Source organism: Bradyrhizobium sp. Ghvi (genome assembly GCF_900115265.1).
Lineage (GTDB): Bacteria > Pseudomonadota > Alphaproteobacteria > Rhizobiales > Xanthobacteraceae > Bradyrhizobium.
In genome coordinates, this window is the sequence record NZ_FOVU01000004.1 from 324,335 (window position 1) to 339,744 (window position 15,410).

A 15,410-nucleotide genomic window follows, 5' to 3' on the forward strand; every position below is an offset into this window, starting at 1 on the left:
TCCGGATAAGACGGGACGCACAGGCGTGATCGGCGCCTGCCGGGCAGGCGACGACTGGAATGCGTTTCTTGAAATCTGAGGGCAGGCTCATCGGGGTCCTGCTGGTGCTTGCGATCACCCAACTGATTGGATGGGGTACGATCGGCCTTCCGGCCGTGATCGGCCGCGACCTCGGGGCCGATCTCGGCATGAGCCTGCCGGCAGTGTTCGCGGGCAGCTCGGTTCTTTACGTCACTATGGGCCTGTGCGCGCCCTGGCTCGCCAAGGCCTTCGCGCGGCACGGCGCGCGCAAGGTGATGATGGCGGGCACTGTCGTCTCTGCGCCGGGTTTTGTCGTTCTGTCCTTCGCACGCGAGCCGGCGCTCTATTTTGCTGGATGGGTGATTCTCGGCATGGGCGGCAGCGCCACCTTGTCGACCGGCGCCTATATCATGCTGAACGAGGTGGTCGGACGAGGCGCCAAGAATGCGATTGGCGCCTTGATGCTGGTGACTGGCCTCTCCAGCAGCATCTTCTGGCCGACCACCTCGTTCCTCAGCGGCCTGCTCGGCTGGCGCGGGACCTGTCTGGTCTATGCGGCGATGATGCTTGCCATCAACCTTCCGCTCTATGCTTTTCTCGCGCCGCGCCGGAAATTCGCGGCGGAGGATCGTGGCGAGGCCGTCAAGGCCGTACCGCCGCCCGCGATTCCGAGAAGCACGTTTGGTCTCGTCGTCTGCGTGATCACGATGAATGCCTTCGTCAATTTCGGAATCGGCGCCATTCTGATCGAGCTGTTGCGAGCGGAGGGCCTTGCGCCGGCGCAGGCGCTTGCGTTCGGTTCGATGCTGGGCGTGATCCAGGTCAGCGCGCGCGGTCTCGACTTTCTCGGTGGCGGCCGCTGGGACGGCATCACCACCGGGCTCGTCGCCGGCACGGCGCTTCCGGTCGCCATGGTGCTGCTGATGCTGAGCGAGAGCGCGACCTGGGCGGTCGCGGTCTTCATCCTGCTCTATGGCGCCGGCAGCGGCGCGATGGCCGTGGCGCGGGCGACGATCCCTCTCGTGTTCTACGACCAGGCTGAATTCGCCAAGGCGATGTCGATGATCGCATTGCCGCTCAATCTGGCTTCCGCGATCTCGCCGCCGCTGCTCGCCGGCCTGCTCACCCAGTTCGGCAGCCGCGGCGCGCTTGGCCTCACTCTTCTGTTTTCCTGCGCGACGGTGCTGATCCTGGTCCTGCTCGGACGGCGCCGCCCGCAGCTAGCCGCAGTTGGCGCAATGTAGGGGTTATTCGCGAGGCGGAAATACGAGTCTGGCGGCCGCTGAGAGATGGCCGTATGCCGAGAGCGCAGTGCTCGGGACCCCAAAATGGTGTATCCGCAGGGAGCGTGGTCCGCGGTCTCGCCGCCCCGCCAATACCAGTTCCCCGGAGGAAATCGACATGTCGGCCCTGCCGCTCTCAGGCATCAAGATCCTTGACCTCACGCGTGTGCTCGCCGGGCCCTTGTCGGCCCAGATGCTGGGCGATCTCGGCGCCGAGGTGATCAAGATCGAGCGGCCCGGCACCGGCGACGATGCGCGCGCCTTCGGCCCGCCTTATCTGACCGACCCCGAGGGCAAGGCGAACAATAACAATTCGTTCTATCTCTGCGCCAACCGCAACAAGAAGTCGGTCACGGTCAACATCGCCAAGCCGGAGGGGCAGGCGATCATCCGCGAGCTTGCGAAAGACGTCGACGTCTTCATGGAGAACTACAAGGTCGGCGATCTCAAGCGCTACGGTCTCGACTATGAGACGATCAAGGCAATCAATCCCAAGATCATCTATTGCTCCGTGACCGGCTTTGGTCAGACCGGCCCCTACGCGCCGCGTGCCGGCTATGACGCGATCCTGCAGGCGATGGGCGGTCTGATGAGCGTCACCGGCCACATGGACGGCGAGCCGGGCGAGGGTCCGATGAAGGTCGGTCCCTCCATCGTCGACTACATGACCGGCATGAACACCTCGATCGGCATTCTGTCGGCGCTCTACCATCGCGATGCCAATGGTGGCGTCGGACAACATCTCGACGTCTGCCTGTTCGACACCGTGATCGCCTCGCTGTCGCACTGGCTGCAGATCTATCTCGTCAACGGCAAGACGCCGCCGCGCCGCGGCACTTGGGGCAATGGCGGCATGCCGGCCGGCGTGTTCCGCTGCACCGACGGCGAGCTGATGCTGGTGGTCGGCAATGACGGCCAGTTCCGCAAGACCTGCGCCGTGCTCGGCGAGCCGGAACTCGCGAGCGATCCACGTTTCATCAAGAACAACGACCGCGTCGTGCACGGCAAGGAAATCATGGCGATCTTCGCCGGCCTGTTCCTGAAGAAGCCGGTGGCGTACTGGCTGGAAAAGCTGGAGGAGGCCGGCGTGCCGTCAGGCCCGATCAACAATTTCGAGCAGGTGTTTTCCGATCCGCACGTCCAGTCGCGCGGCATGCGGGTGAAGGTGAACCATCCCTTCGAGCCCGATCTATCGTTGATCCGCAACGCGCTGACCTTCTCGGAGACCCCGATCGAGACCTACCGCGCCCCGCCGCTGCTCGGCGAGCACACCCGGGAAGTGCTTGGCGGCAAGCTCGGTTATGATGCGGGGAAGATCGAGGAACTGAAGCAGCAGGGTATCATCTAGCGCTTCTTGCCTCGCTGCTTGCCTTAAGTTCCGATCCCGCGTGCCGATGATGAGTGGCGGAACCATGTCGACGGGGCGGACTTGTGCGGGGCTTGCGCGCAATCCCCAGATAATCCCGGTCCGTAGTCGCACAGGCTTCCGCTTTGCTCGAGATTCTGATTCGATCCCTCCACTGAGTTCGGGAGGGAAATGGATGTCCTACACGATCGGGTTCCAGGCGAAGGACCAGAAGGGAATTCTGGCGACCGAGGCGGCAACGGCCAACCAGGCGGTCGCCATCATTGCCGCACTGCGGCAAAGCGCCGAAGAGATCAAGTTCATCCGCTCGCCGCAAGAAGGCGACATGGGGATCGAAATGCTGCTGCTGCTCGCCAAGGAAGAGGCCGAGGAGATGCCGCAGCGGGCCTGACCCGCCAGACCACACGTTGAACTCTGGCGTCCCAGCCCTCCTGCTTGCGGGGCGGGCAGGAATTTGGACAGCATCGCGCTAGCGCGCGGCAACCTTTGCCGACGCCTTCGTCTCCGTCCGCCCAGCCGCCAGCGCCATGGTCGCGACGCTGACGACGCGCGCGACCACGTCCTCGACATCGTCGAGATCGCATTGGCCGTCCGACAGTTTCGTCAGCCGCTCGCTCTCGCGAATGGTGTGGTGCGCCATCGCCAGCGCAAAATTCAGGCCCCAATAAATATCGACGTCGCTGCGGTCGGGCAGGGCCCTTCGCATCGCGCCGACGAACTTCCGCAAATGGTCGATCTCGCGGTTCTTGATGCGGCGGATCGGCGGCACGGATTCGATCGAGGCGCGGATCATGAAGCGCGCTGCGGTCGAGCGCTGGTTCTCCGGCCCGAGACAACCGCGCAGTGTCGGCCCGACCAGCGCGCGCAGGATGACCTCGATCGGCGCGCGGCCGCCGCCTTGCTCTTCCGCCGCCTTCAGCTCGCGCAAACGCTCGCGGTTGGTCGCGATCGAGCGGGTGACAAATAATTCCGCGATCAGCTCGTCCTTCGAGCCGAAATGATAGTTCACCGCAGCCAGATTGACATTCGCCTCGGCGACGATGTCGCGCAGCGTGACGTCGCCGAAGCCGCGATCGGCGTAGAGCCGTTCGGCGGCGGCGAGAATGGCAGACCTCGTATGATCGCTGGCCATGGTGAGAAACCTCGTCATTCCGGGGCGCGACGCAGTCGCGAACCCGGAATCTCGCGCCGCAACTTCTAGATTCCGGGTTCGACGCTCCGCGTCGCCCCGGAATGACGAACGGGGGAGCGAAGCGAGGGGAGTTGCAATTCAAACAGTTGTATGAAACTATTGTTTGAAGGCCGGAGAAAGTCAATCCGCAATCGCAACTCGTTCGCAATGCGAGCCGGTTCCGAAGCGTTCGCAAAGCGCACATGTTCGCGCTTGCGGGTCGTGCAAGGCGGGAGGACAGTCCGGCGCAAAACGAGATCGCAAAGAGAGACGAGGAGCGTCCCATGGACTTCGATATGTCGCCCAAGCAGAAGGAATGGCTCGACCGCGTGCGGTCCTTCATGGCCAAGCACGTGCGTCCGGCGGTGCCTGTCTACAACGAGCAGGATCAGAGCGGCGAGCGCTGGAAGGTGATCCCCATACTCGAAGACCTCAAGAAGAAGGCGAAGGCCGAAGGCCTCTGGAACATGTTCATGCCGCCGAGCGAGCATGAGGACGACGAATTCCGCGGCGCGGGGCTGACCAATCTGGAATATGCGCTGCTGTCGGAAGAAATGGGCCGCATCACCTGGGCCTCTGAAGTGTTCAACTGCTCCGCACCCGACACCGGCAACATGGAGGTGTTCATCCGCTACGGCACCAAGGAGCAGAAACGCAAATGGCTGCGCCCGCTGATGGACGGCGAGATCCGCTCGGCCTTCCTGATGACGGAGCCGGCGGTCGCGTCCTCCGACGCGACCAACATCGAGACCCGCATCGAGAAGGACGGCGATCACTATGTCATCAACGGCCGCAAATGGTGGTCATCGGGCGTCGGCGATCCCCGCTGCAAGATCGCGATCCTGATGGGCAAGACCGATTTCAATGCGGCCAAGCACCAGCAGCAATCGCAGATTCTGGTTCCGCTCGACACTCCAGGCATCAAGGTCGAGAAGATGCTCCCCGTATTCGGCTTCGACGACGCACCGCACGGCCACGCCCAGGTGCTGCTCGAAAACGTGCGCGTGCCGAAGGAGAACATCCTGCTCGGCGAAGGCCGTGGATTCGAAATCGCGCAGGGCCGGCTCGGACCTGGCCGCATCCATCACTGCATGCGCACCATCGGCAAGGCCGAGGAGGCGCTGGAGAAGATGGTGAAGCGGCTTTCCTCGCGCACCGCCTTCGGCAAGAAGATCGTCGAACATTCGGTGTGGGAGCAGCGCATTGGTGAGGCCCGCACCAACATCGAGATGACTCGGCTGCTCTGCCTCAAGGCCGCCGACATGATGGACAAGGTCGGCAACAAGACCGCGCAGGCAGAGATCGCCATGATCAAGGTCGCAGCTCCCAACATGGCGCTGAAGATCATCGACGAAGCGATCCAGGCCTTTGGCGGCGCGGGCGTCTCTGACGATGCCGGTCTTGCCAAGGACTACGCCCACATCCGCACGCTGCGTCTCGCCGACGGCCCGGACGAGGTGCACAATCGCGCCATTGCAAGGTTAGAGGTTCGGAAGTATGCCAACTCTCCGAAGCACTGAAAATCGGGGAGGGTAATGCTCCCCACACCGTCATTCCGGGGCGATGCGTAAGCATCGAACCCGGAATCTCGAGATTCCGGGTTCTCGCTGCGCGAGCCCCGGAATGACGACAATGAAAAGAGGGAGCGTCACCGTGGCTGACGGCGTCAGGAAAGACGAAGAGTTCTCGGGCACCAAGCCGGTCGAGGAGCGTCATCGCTTCGACGAGCTGCGGCTCGAAGCCTGGATGCGCGACAATGTCGAAGGCTTTGAAGGCCCGCTGGTCGTGCTGCAGTTCAAGGGCGGCCAGTCCAATCCGACCTACCGGCTCAATACGCCGAAGCGCTCCTACGTGATGCGCCGCAAGCCGTTCGGCAAACTGCTGCCGTCCGCGCATGCGGTCGATCGTGAGTATCGCGTCATCGCGGCGCTTGGAAAGCAGGGTTTTCCGGTCGCGCACGCCTATGCCCTCTGCCAGGACGACAGCGTCATTGGCGCGGCCTTCTACATCATGTCGATGGAAGAGGGGCGCGTGTTCTGGGATCCGACGCTGCCGAGCCAGGACAACGATTCCCGCCGAAAGATATTCACCAGCAAGATCGAGACGCTGGCGAAACTCCACATGTACGATCCTGTCGCGATCGGCCTTGGCGATTTCGGCAAGCCTGGCAATTATTTCGCGCGGCAGATCGACCGCTGGACCAAGCAATATCGCGCCTCAGAGACGCAGCATATTCCCGAGTTCGAGAAGGTTGCCGAATGGCTGCCCAGGACCGTGCCGGAGCAGGCGCGCGTCTCGATCGTCCATGGCGACTATCGCCTCGACAACATGATTTTCCACGCGACGGAACCGCGCGTGCAGGCCGTGCTGGACTGGGAGCTGTCGACGCTCGGCGATCCCATGGCCGACTTCACTTACCTGTTGATGCAGTGGATCATGCCGGGCCTCGAGGACGCCGACCTCAAGGCGCTCAACATCCCGAGCCTGGAGGAGGCCGCGCAGATCTATTGCAACGTCACCAAGATGACGGTGCCTGATCTCAACTGGTACTTTGCCTACAATCTGTTCCGTCTCGCCGGCATCACGCAAGGAATTGCGGGCCGCGTCCGTGACGGCACCGCGGCAAATGCCAAGGCGCTGGAATCAGCCAAGCGCACCGTGCCCCTGTCAAAAGCGTCCTGGGACTACGCGCAGAAGGCGGGCGCGGTCTAGGATAGACAAAGGGGCGAGGCTGCCGGCCGCGCCTTTTTCGTTTGGTTGGGCCCTCGTGTCCCGGACGCGGTGCAGCACGCAGTGCTGCTCCGCAGAGCCGGGACCCAGTCATGACGCCAAGGTATTCAGCTTATCCGTCAGATCGCGCCAATCCGGATTCACGCGAGCGCGCCTCGACAACTGACTCGAAGGTTTCGACATAGACCAACTGAGTAACGTCGTGCTGTTTCGTGAAGCCGGGGACTAGCTTGGCCTTGTGCTCGCTCATTCGACGCGGAAGATCGTTCGTCACTCCGATGTAGGGAGTGCCGTTCCGCTTGCTCGCCCTAAACGAACAAGGGCATTGCTGCGCAACCCAGCACTGATGATCTCAGCGACCTAAGATTGCACAACTGAGCGGCGTCGCCAGGCATTCTGGGTCCCGGCTCTGCGGAGCGTCACTTCGTGCCGCACCGCGTCCGGGACACGGGATCCGCGAACTGCTGCCTCCGGTTTGACAACGCGCCGTTCGACCCCATCTCCTCACACCAAGGAGACGGACATGATCCAGCAACTGCGCATCTACGAGATCTTCGAGAAGAACAAAGCTGCCTTTCACGCCCGCTTCCGCGACCACGCCGCGCGCATCATGCGTAGCCGATATGGTTTCCAGATCGTGGCGATGTGGGAAACCAAGTTCGGCGAACGCACCGAGTTTGCCTATCTGCTGGAGTGGCCGGATGAGGCGGCCAGGACTTCGGCGTGGGCGGCCTTCATGGCCGATGCGGAATGGGCCGAGATCAAGCGGATGACCCACGCGGAGCACGGCCTTATGGTTGGCCAGATCGAGGACCGTCTGCTTGTGCCGGTGGATTATTCACCGTCGTCCAGCTTCGTCGCGGGCTCCTCGCAATGACGACGAGCTATCCCTTCGCGCAATGCGCGATCAGCTTCTCCACGAAGCCTGCACACTTCTCCAGCTCCGCCATTTCGATGAACTCGTCCGGCGTATGCGCCTGCGCGATCGAGCCCGGGCCGATCACCACCGACGGGATGTCGGCCATGCTGGCGAACAGGCTCGCCTCCGTGCCGAAGGCGACCTTGGCGTGATCGTTTCGCCCCGCAAGGCTCTTGGCCAGCGTGACGATGGCGGCATCGGCGGTGGTGTCGAGGGCGGGGTAGTCGAGGATCTCCTCGAAATCGATGCCGCAGTCCGGGCTCTTCGCCTTCATGGCCGGCTCCAGCTCGGCCTTGGCCCAGGCGACGATCGCATCCGTCACCTCCCTGGACTCGGTGATGCCGATGCCGCGGCATTCGAAATCCACGGTGCACGTGTCGGGCACGATGTTCAGCGCCGCGCCGCCATGCACGATGCTGGTCAGCAATGTTGAATGCGGCACATCGTAGAGACTGTTGCGCTCGGCTTCGCTTGCGAGCTTCACGGCACGGCGGCGGATCTCGGTGATCAGCTCGGCGGCGTATTCGATGGCGTTGACGCCGTCGGGCGCGATCGAGGAGTGGCGGGCGAGGCCGCGGAATGTTGCGCGCACGCCGTGCTTGCCCTTGTGGCCGATGATGACCTTCATCTCGGTCGGCTCGCCGATAAAAGCGCCGAGAGGCCGCACCTTTTTCTTTGCCACTTCGCGGAGCATCGGTCGGACGCCGACGCAGCCGATCTCCTCGTCATAGGAGATCGCAAGATGGATCGGTGTGGTCAGCTTTGCTTCCAGCATCTCCGGCACCATCGCGAGACACACTGCGACAAAGCCCTTCATGTCGGTGGTGCCGCGGCCGTAGAGCTTGGCGTTGCGCTCGACCAGCTTGAACGGATCGTGGCTCCAGTCTTGGCCCACAACAGGGACGACGTCGGTATGCCCTGACAGCACGAAGCCGGGCTTATCCTCGGGCCCGATCGTGACCCAGAGCGAGGCTTTCTGTCCGGTCTCATCGGTGATCCGCTCGCCTTTGAGGCCGAGCGCGGCGAGATAGCCCTCGATATGGGCGATCAGGGGCAGGTTGGTACGGTCGCTGATCGTGTCGAAGGCGACGAGGTCGGCGAGGATTTGTCGAACACGATCGGGTCTTGAGCTTGGCATTGTCATGGTCTTGTCAGGGGATTGCGCAGGCTGAGGCTGCTTGCATGAACCATACCAGCGCGGGGGGCGGATGGGCAAACGTACGCTGTAGCCGTCATTCCGGGGCGATGCGCAGCATCGAGCCCGGAATCCATCGCGCTGCACCAGGGTACGTGAAATGGATTTCCGGGTTCGCGACGTCGTCGCGCCCCGGAATGACGTCGGCGCTACGACCCCTTGCGCTGTCCGACGGGCTAAACACGCCGTTGCATGTTCAAATTTATCACCGTCATCTTCGAGGCTCGGCGCACGATGCGTTCGCATCGTACGCCTCGCGCCTCAGGATGACGGGTTTGGTAAGAGCGCCGCGATCAGACCGGCTTACCCGTATACGGCATCGACGCGGTGAGGCCGCCATCCACCGGGAAGGCCTGGCCATTCACATACGAGGCTTCGTCGCTCGCCAGGAACAGTCCCATCGCGGCGAGTTCGTGCGGTTGACCGGGGCGCTTGAGTGGATTGAGCTGGCCGATCTTGTCCTGGGTGCCGCGCTCCTTGGCGCGGTCGAAGATCGGTTTTGTCATTCCTGTTTCGATCAGGCCCGGACAGACCGCATTGATGCGCACGCCGGTGCCGGTGAGGGAATAGGCCGTGGTCTGCACCAGAGAAATCACGCCGGCCTTGCTCGCCGCATAAGGATGTCCGCTCGCGCCCGCCTTGAGGCCCGCGACCGATGCTGTCAGCACGATCGCGCCGGACTGCTGCTTCACCATGTGCGGCATCGCGTGCTTCACCGCAAGGAAGGGTCCGATCAGATTGACACGCAGTACTTCCTGCCAGTGTTCCACGGTTTGCTCGCCGAGCGGAACGAGGCCGCCGGAGATGCCGGCATTGGCCCAGATAACGTCGAGCCTTCCGTGCGTCTTTACGGCCTTGTCGACGACGGCGATGACGTCCGTCTCGGAGCCGGCGTCGGCGATCATCGCTTCCGCAATGCCGCCGGCCTTCTTCACCTCGTCGACGGTCTCCTTCACCCCCTCGGTGCGATCGACCGCGATCAGCTTGGCACCTTCCCGGGTGAACAACAGCGCTGCGGCGCGGCCGATGCCGCTGCCGGCGCCGGTGATGATGACGGATTTGCCTTGCAGGCGGCCCATGCGTTTCTCCCTCTGGTATTCGCGCGACGCTTGCCGCGCGACGGAATTTCAAACAGAATTTCAAACGGCAAAGTGTCTTGAGACACGTTCACACCTGACGTACAGCGACATCACACGGGATGGAAGAGCTTCATGGCAACCGCAGACAAGCCGAACGTGATCACGACACGCTGGTGGTGGGTTCGTCACGCGCCGGTGCGCAATGACGGCGGCAACATCTACGGGCAGAGCGATATCGCCTGCGACACCAGTGACACCTACGTGTTCAACGCTGTTGCCAAAGTGTTGCCGCGCAAGGCGGTCTGGTATTCGAGCAATCTGATGCGCACGCACCAGACCGCGGAAGCGATTTGGGAAGCGGGCTACCCGCGGCCTGCGTCGATGAAACGGGAGGCGGACCTTGCCGAGCAGAATCTCGGCGGTTGGCAAGGCATGAACCGCGCCGAGTTCATTGCCAGCCGGCCGGTAGGCGCGAGCTGGTTCGCCGACATCAACGAGCCCGCGCCAGGTGGCGAAAGTTTCATGGACCTCTACATCAGGACGCGCCGCACCATCGAGCGGATCAACAATGAGGCGGCCGGGCAGGACATCATCGCCGTGGCGCATGGCGGCACCATCAAGGCGGCGATCGGCCTCGCACTCGACGGCCAGCTGGAGCGGGCCTTGTCGTTCGACATCGACAATGTGTCGATCACGCGGCTCGACTATTTTGCGAGTCCCGAGCGTACGGTGTGGCGGTTGCCGATGGTGAACCAGCAACCTTGGATCGCCGACGATGCGCATGCGGCGATGCACCAGCCGGCGGGGCCGGAAGTGAAGAAGCTCGCGTGAGTTAATCCGTCATTCCGGGTCCGATGCTTCGCATCGCCCTGGAATGACATTGAAGACCAATCTGGGAGAGAAACATGACCTTGTTCGACATGAAGGGCAAAGTTGCCGTCATCACGGGATCGACGCGCGGCATCGGGCTTGCGATCGCCGAGCGCATGGCCGAGCACGGCGCCAAGGTCGTGATCTCCTCGCGCAAGGCCGACGTCTGCGAGCAGGTGGCGAAGGGCATCAACGAGAAGTTCGGCAAGGGCACCGCGGTCGCGATCGCCGCCAACATCTCCTCGAAGGAGAATCTGCAGAACCTCGTCGACGAGAGCAACCGCGCCTTCGGCAAGATCGACGTGCTGGTCTGCAACGCCGCGTCGAATCCATATTACGGTCCGCTCGCCGGCATCTCCGATGATCAGTTCAGGAAGATCCTCGACAACAACATCGTCGCCAACAACTGGCTGATCTCGATGGTGGTGCCGCAGATGATCGAGCGCAAGGACGGTTCGATCATCATCGTCTCCTCGATCGGCGGCCTCAAGGGCTCGACCATCCTCGGCGCCTATGCGATCTCCAAGGCGGCCGACATGCAGCTCGCGCGCAATCTCGCCTGCGAATACGGCAAGCACAACATCCGCGTGAACTGCATCGCGCCCGGCCTGATCAAGACCGATTTCGCCAAGGCGCTGTGGGACAATCCCGAGAACCTGAAGGCCTCGACCGCGCGCTCGCCGCTGCTCCGCATCGGCATCCCCGACGAGATCGCGGGCGCGGCCGTATTCCTCGGCTCGAAGGCCGGGGACTTCATGACCGGCCAGACCATGGTGATCGACGGCGGCGCGACGATCAGTTGACGCGATAGAGCGTCACCCCGGGGCGCGCTTAGCGCGAACCCGGGATCTCGAGATTCTCAGGTGCGCAACTGCGCACCATAGTTCGGTCCTGCGGATCGTCCCGAATGACCCTGCGCCTCACTCCACCGCGGCGTAAACCAGATCCCGCACCAAGGTCCGCGTGTAGTCACGTTGTCCCGGGCCCTGGCTCATGAACACCGCGAACAGATCCTCCTTCGGATCGATCCAGAAGAACGTGCCGGCAATGCCGCTCCAGAAATAGTTGCCGACGCTGCCGGGGAAGGGCGCGATGCCGGCCTCGCGGCGGACGGCGAAGCCGAGGCCGAAACCGTGGCCGGGCGACAGCAGCGTGCCGTTGGTCACGACGTGAGGGCCGAGATGATCGGACGCCATCAGCTCCAGCGTCTTGCGACCGATGATCCTGACGCCGTCGAGCGTGCCGCCGTTGCGCAGCATGAGGCAGAAGCGGGCGTAATCGATCGTGGTCGAGACCAGGCCGCCGCCGCCTGACTCCATCACCGGCTGTTCGAGCATGTTGAAAAGCGCGACCTTGTCGCCGGTCCAGGGATCGGCGGCGAACGGTTCGGCAAGCCTGCCAGCATTGGCCTCGCTGGTCGAGAACGCGGTCTCGGTCATCTGAAGCGGGGCGAGCACGCGCTCGGCGAGGAATGCGCCAAGCGACTTGCCGCTGACGACCTCGATGATGCGGCCGAGAATGTCGGTGGAGCGGCTGTAGTTGAACTCGTCGCCGGGATGGCAGACCAGCGGAAAGCTCGCCACCAGCGCAGCATGCTCGGCATTGGTGATCTTGCGGCTGCGGACGCGCGAGTCCTGATAGATCTTGTGCACGGGACCGTCGCCCTGGTGCTCGTAGGTGAGCCCCGAGGTGTGACGGAGCAGGTCCTGCACCGTCATCGGCCGTTTGGGTGCAACCAGTTCCAGCTTGCCGCCGCTGACCACGCCGACCTTCTGGTTGGCGAACTCCGGGATGAATTTGGCGACCGGGTCGCCGAGAAGCAGGTGGCCGTCCTCGACCAGCGCCATGATGGCGACCGAGACGATCGGCTTGGTCATCGAGAAGATCCGGAAGATCGAATCAAGCGCCATCGGCGCGGACCCCGCCGGGCTCTGCCTGCCAAGCGCCTCGAACCAGCCGACCTGGCCGCCTCTCGCCACCAGCACGGTCACCCCGGGCACGGTTCCCTTGTCGATCTCGCGCCTGAAGGCGTCCGACATCACCTGGAGGCGGGGACGCGACAGGCCCAGCGTTTCCGGCTTGGCCTCCGGCAGAGGCGGGGATTTCGGCGCGGTCGAGAGGTGAGGGGCTGCGGCGGTCATATGTTCACTCCCGGGGGGGCACATTATTGTCGGAGGCAGACTGTGACCCAGAAGCCGCGGCAGTCACAAGCGAAGCCAGCGCGCTTCACCCTTGCAATCCGTCCTTGCAATCCGGCCGTCCCCTGTGCTTGAAAGCGCGCCTGATCCGAAGCGGCGACGCGAGGGTCCGTAGGAGTGTAGCTCAATTGGTAGAGCACCGGTCTCCAAAACCGGGGGTCGCAGGTTCGAGCCCTGCCACTCCTGCCAGCTAATCCGCTGGCTAACCCCTTGATGCCGAACTATTCCGATCTGCTTGCCCAGGATCCAAGGCCGACTGGCAGCACCCGGTGATCCTTGACCTTTGGCCCCATCCGCAGTAGATAGCCCGCACTCGCAGCCGGCCCGTTAGACGCGGATATCCGGCGCGGCTTTGAAATCCCCCGAACAGCAGAGCCCGGTTTTCCGGCTCATCCTTCGAGACAGAGGGCTGGGCCACATCAGGCTGTTCGGATCCCTGAAATCCTCATTGGCGTCTCAAACGATGGCAGTCAGCCCGTTCAAGTTCTTGCAGGAAGTGCGCTCGGAGACCGCCAAGGTCACTTGGCCGACCCGTCGTGAGACCACGATCACCACCATCATGGTGTTCGTGATGGTCGCGCTGGCCTCGATTTTCTTCTTCGCCGCCGACCAGATCATCCGTTACCTCATCACCTTCCTTCTGGGCATTCACTGATGGCAACAGCCGCCGCAACCCAATCGTCCGACAAGCGCTGGTACATCGTCCACGCCTATTCGAACTTCGAGAAGAAGGTCGCCGAATCGATCCGCGAGCAGGCCAAGCAGCGCGGCCTCGAGGAGCTGTTCGAGCTGGTGCTGGTTCCGACCGAGAAGGTCACGGAAGTGCGCCGCGGCCGCAAGATCGATGCCGAGCGCAAGTTCTTCCCGGGCTACGTGCTGGTGAAGATGAAGCTGACCGACGAGGCGTTTCATCTGATCAAGAACACGCCGAAGGTCACGGGCTTCCTCGGCGCCGAGAACAAGCCGATGCCGATCTCGGAGAACGAGGCCATGCGCATCCTGCACCAGGTGCAGGAGGGCGTGGAACGGCCGAAGGCGTCGGTGTCGTTCGAGATCGGCGAGAACGTGCGCGTGGCCGACGGTCCGTTCGCCTCGTTCTCGGGTGTGGTCGAGGAAATCGACGAGGCGCGCTCGCGCGTGAAGGTCGCAGTGTCGATCTTCGGTCGCGCAACGCCGGTCGAGCTGGAATTCGGTCAGGTCGAGAAGGTCTGACCGGGTAGTGCGGGACGCCGGGAGGCATCCCGCAAAGAGAGGCCGTGGGAGGGAGAGGGCGGTTGCCAGCCGCATCCGACCCAAACCACGAACCTGAAACCGCCGGCGGTTGCCGGCACAACAGGAGTGCTACATGGCAAAGAAAGTGACCGGATACCTGAAACTTCAGGTCCCGGCCGGTGCGGCGAATCCTTCGCCCCCGATCGGTCCCGCGCTCGGTCAGCGCGGTCTCAACATCATGGAGTTCTGCAAGGCGTTCAACGCCCAGACCCAGAAGGAAGAGAAGAACACCCCGATCCCGGTGATCATCACCATCTATGCGGACCGTTCCTTCACCTTCGAGATGAAGACGCCGCCGATGTCCTACTTCCTCAAGCAGGCCGCCAAGATCCAGTCCGGCTCGAAGGCCCCGGGCCGTGACAAGGCCGGCAAGGTGACCCGCGCGCAGGTGCGCGAGATCGCCGAGAAGAAGATGAAGGACCTGAATTGCGACACCATCGAATCGGCCATGAAGATGGTCGAGGGCTCCGCCCGTTCGATGGGTCTGGAAGTTGCGGGGTAAGCGGTCATGGCAATCGGAAAGCGTTTGAACAAAGCCCGCGAAGGCATTGACCGCGAAAAGCTTTACCCGCTCGCGGATGCCATCAAGATGGTCAAGGAACGCGCGAAGGCGAAGTTCGACGAGACCATCGAGGTCGCGATCAATCTCGGCGTCGATCCGCGTCACGCCGACCAGATGGTCCGCGGCGTCGTGACCTTGCCGAACGGCACCGGCCGCACGCTCCGCGTCGGCGTGTTCGCCCGCGGTGCCAAGGCCGACGAAGCCAAGGCTGCGGGTGCTGACGTCGTCGGCGCCGAAGATCTGGTCGAGAAGGTGCAGAACGGCGCGATCGATTTCGACCGCTGCATCGCCACCCCCGACATGATGCCGCTGGTCGGCCGTCTCGGTAAGGTGCTCGGCCCGCGCGGCCTGATGCCGAACCCGAAGATCGGTACCGTGACCATGGACGTCACCGGTGCGGTGAAGGGTGCCAAGGGCGGCTCGGTCGAGTTCCGTGTCGAGAAGGCCGGCATCCTGCAGGCCGGCGTCGGCAAGGCCTCGTTCTCCGAGGAGAAGCTGGTCGAGAACATCAAGGCGCTCGCCGATGCCGTCTCGAAGGCGAAGCCGGCTGGCTCCAAGGGCACCTACATCCAGCGCGTTGCTGTGTCCTCGACGATGGGTCCGGGCGTGAAGGTCGAGCCGGGCACGATCCTCGGCTGAGTCTGGAAATTGCATGAGGCGAGGGGCGGAATCGGGCAATCGGTTCCGCCCCTCGTCGTTTGTGGGCGGCACTTATCGGGTCGAATCGGCCCTTGTCGGGCCGTA

General features: G+C 63.3%; 17 protein-coding genes and 1 tRNA gene. 13 read left to right on the forward strand and 5 right to left on the reverse strand.

Features of this window, described 5'->3' with window-relative positions; genetic code table 11:
* Positions 1-59: 59 nt before the first annotated feature.
* From BM374_RS16975 to BM374_RS16985, 3 genes are all read left to right on the forward strand, one after another.
* Positions 60-1,265, forward strand: a complete 1,206-nt coding sequence (locus BM374_RS16975) for an MFS transporter (RefSeq protein WP_092294103.1) — start codon at positions 60-62, stop codon at positions 1,263-1,265.
* A gap of 157 nt (positions 1,266-1,422) precedes the next feature.
* Positions 1,423-2,652, forward strand: coding sequence for a CaiB/BaiF CoA transferase family protein (locus tag BM374_RS16980; RefSeq protein ID WP_092294105.1), 1,230 nt, complete (start codon positions 1,423-1,425; stop codon positions 2,650-2,652).
* Positions 2,653-2,845: 193 nt separating this feature from the next.
* Complete coding sequence (locus BM374_RS16985) at positions 2,846-3,061, forward strand: hypothetical protein (protein WP_092294107.1); 216 nt, start codon at positions 2,846-2,848, stop codon at positions 3,059-3,061.
* Between the two features lie 78 nt (positions 3,062-3,139).
* On the opposite strand, the gene BM374_RS16990 is transcribed toward BM374_RS16985, so the two are convergent.
* Positions 3,140-3,802, reverse strand: coding sequence for a TetR/AcrR family transcriptional regulator (locus tag BM374_RS16990; RefSeq protein ID WP_092294966.1), 663 nt, complete (start codon positions 3,800-3,802; stop codon positions 3,140-3,142).
* Positions 3,803-4,125: 323 nt separating this feature from the next.
* On the opposite strand from BM374_RS16990, the gene BM374_RS16995 reads away from it, so the two are divergent.
* On the forward strand, positions 4,126-5,361 hold the full coding sequence (locus tag BM374_RS16995; protein WP_092294968.1) for an acyl-CoA dehydrogenase family protein: 1,236 nt from the start codon (positions 4,126-4,128) through the stop codon (positions 5,359-5,361).
* 133 nt (positions 5,362-5,494) lie between these two features.
* Positions 5,495-6,553, forward strand: coding sequence for a phosphotransferase family protein (locus BM374_RS17000; RefSeq protein WP_092294970.1), 1,059 nt, complete (start codon positions 5,495-5,497; stop codon positions 6,551-6,553).
* A gap of 130 nt (positions 6,554-6,683) precedes the next feature.
* On the opposite strand, the gene BM374_RS17005 is transcribed toward BM374_RS17000, so the two are convergent.
* Entirely contained in the window at positions 6,684-6,821 is a 138-nt protein-coding gene (locus BM374_RS17005; protein WP_244552617.1) for a GIY-YIG nuclease family protein, read from the reverse strand.
* Between the two features lie 273 nt (positions 6,822-7,094).
* Between BM374_RS17005 and BM374_RS17010 the strand changes: the two genes are divergently transcribed.
* Positions 7,095-7,448, forward strand: a complete 354-nt coding sequence (locus BM374_RS17010) for an NIPSNAP family protein (protein WP_092294111.1) — start codon at positions 7,095-7,097, stop codon at positions 7,446-7,448.
* 7 nt (positions 7,449-7,455) lie between these two features.
* On the opposite strand, the gene argE is transcribed toward BM374_RS17010, so the two are convergent.
* Both argE and BM374_RS17020 read right to left on the reverse strand, forming a co-directional pair.
* Complete coding sequence (gene argE / locus BM374_RS17015) at positions 7,456-8,628, reverse strand: acetylornithine deacetylase (RefSeq protein ID WP_092294113.1); 1,173 nt, start codon at positions 8,626-8,628, stop codon at positions 7,456-7,458.
* Between the two features lie 350 nt (positions 8,629-8,978).
* Positions 8,979-9,764: an SDR family NAD(P)-dependent oxidoreductase gene (locus tag BM374_RS17020; RefSeq protein WP_092294114.1), complete on the reverse strand. Its 786-nt coding sequence runs from the start codon at positions 9,762-9,764 to the stop codon at positions 8,979-8,981.
* A gap of 132 nt (positions 9,765-9,896) precedes the next feature.
* On the opposite strand from BM374_RS17020, the gene BM374_RS17025 reads away from it, so the two are divergent.
* Together BM374_RS17025 and BM374_RS17030 are read left to right on the forward strand one after the other, a co-directional pair.
* Positions 9,897-10,595 (forward strand): histidine phosphatase family protein, encoded by a 699-nt coding sequence (locus tag BM374_RS17025; RefSeq protein ID WP_092294116.1) that lies wholly within the window; start codon positions 9,897-9,899, stop codon positions 10,593-10,595.
* Between the two features lie 74 nt (positions 10,596-10,669).
* The gene (locus tag BM374_RS17030; protein ID WP_092294118.1) at positions 10,670-11,437 is read left to right on the forward strand and encodes an SDR family NAD(P)-dependent oxidoreductase; all 768 of its coding nucleotides are present in this window, start codon (positions 10,670-10,672) and stop codon (positions 11,435-11,437) included.
* 117 nt (positions 11,438-11,554) lie between these two features.
* On the opposite strand, the gene BM374_RS17035 is transcribed toward BM374_RS17030, so the two are convergent.
* Entirely contained in the window at positions 11,555-12,775 is a 1,221-nt protein-coding gene (locus BM374_RS17035; RefSeq protein WP_092294120.1) for a serine hydrolase domain-containing protein, read from the reverse strand.
* Between the two features lie 170 nt (positions 12,776-12,945).
* Between BM374_RS17035 and BM374_RS17040 the strand changes: the two genes are divergently transcribed.
* The 5 genes from BM374_RS17040 (at position 12,946) to rplA (ending at position 15,305) form a co-directional block, all read left to right on the forward strand.
* Positions 12,946-13,021 (forward strand) — tRNA-Trp (locus tag BM374_RS17040).
* A 274-nt stretch (positions 13,022-13,295) separates the two neighbouring features.
* Positions 13,296-13,487, forward strand: a complete 192-nt coding sequence (gene secE, locus BM374_RS17045) for a preprotein translocase subunit SecE (protein ID WP_092294122.1) — start codon at positions 13,296-13,298, stop codon at positions 13,485-13,487.
* Positions 13,487-14,044: a transcription termination/antitermination protein NusG gene (gene nusG, locus BM374_RS17050; RefSeq protein WP_092294124.1), complete on the forward strand. Its 558-nt coding sequence runs from the start codon at positions 13,487-13,489 to the stop codon at positions 14,042-14,044. Before secE ends, nusG begins: the two co-directional genes overlap by 1 nt.
* A 133-nt stretch (positions 14,045-14,177) precedes the next feature.
* Positions 14,178-14,606 (forward strand): 50S ribosomal protein L11, encoded by a 429-nt coding sequence (gene rplK / locus BM374_RS17055; RefSeq protein ID WP_057745528.1) that lies wholly within the window; start codon positions 14,178-14,180, stop codon positions 14,604-14,606.
* Positions 14,607-14,612: 6 nt separating this feature from the next.
* Positions 14,613-15,305, forward strand: coding sequence for a 50S ribosomal protein L1 (gene rplA, locus BM374_RS17060; protein ID WP_092294126.1), 693 nt, complete (start codon positions 14,613-14,615; stop codon positions 15,303-15,305).
* The last annotated feature ends 105 nt before the right edge of the window (positions 15,306-15,410 follow it).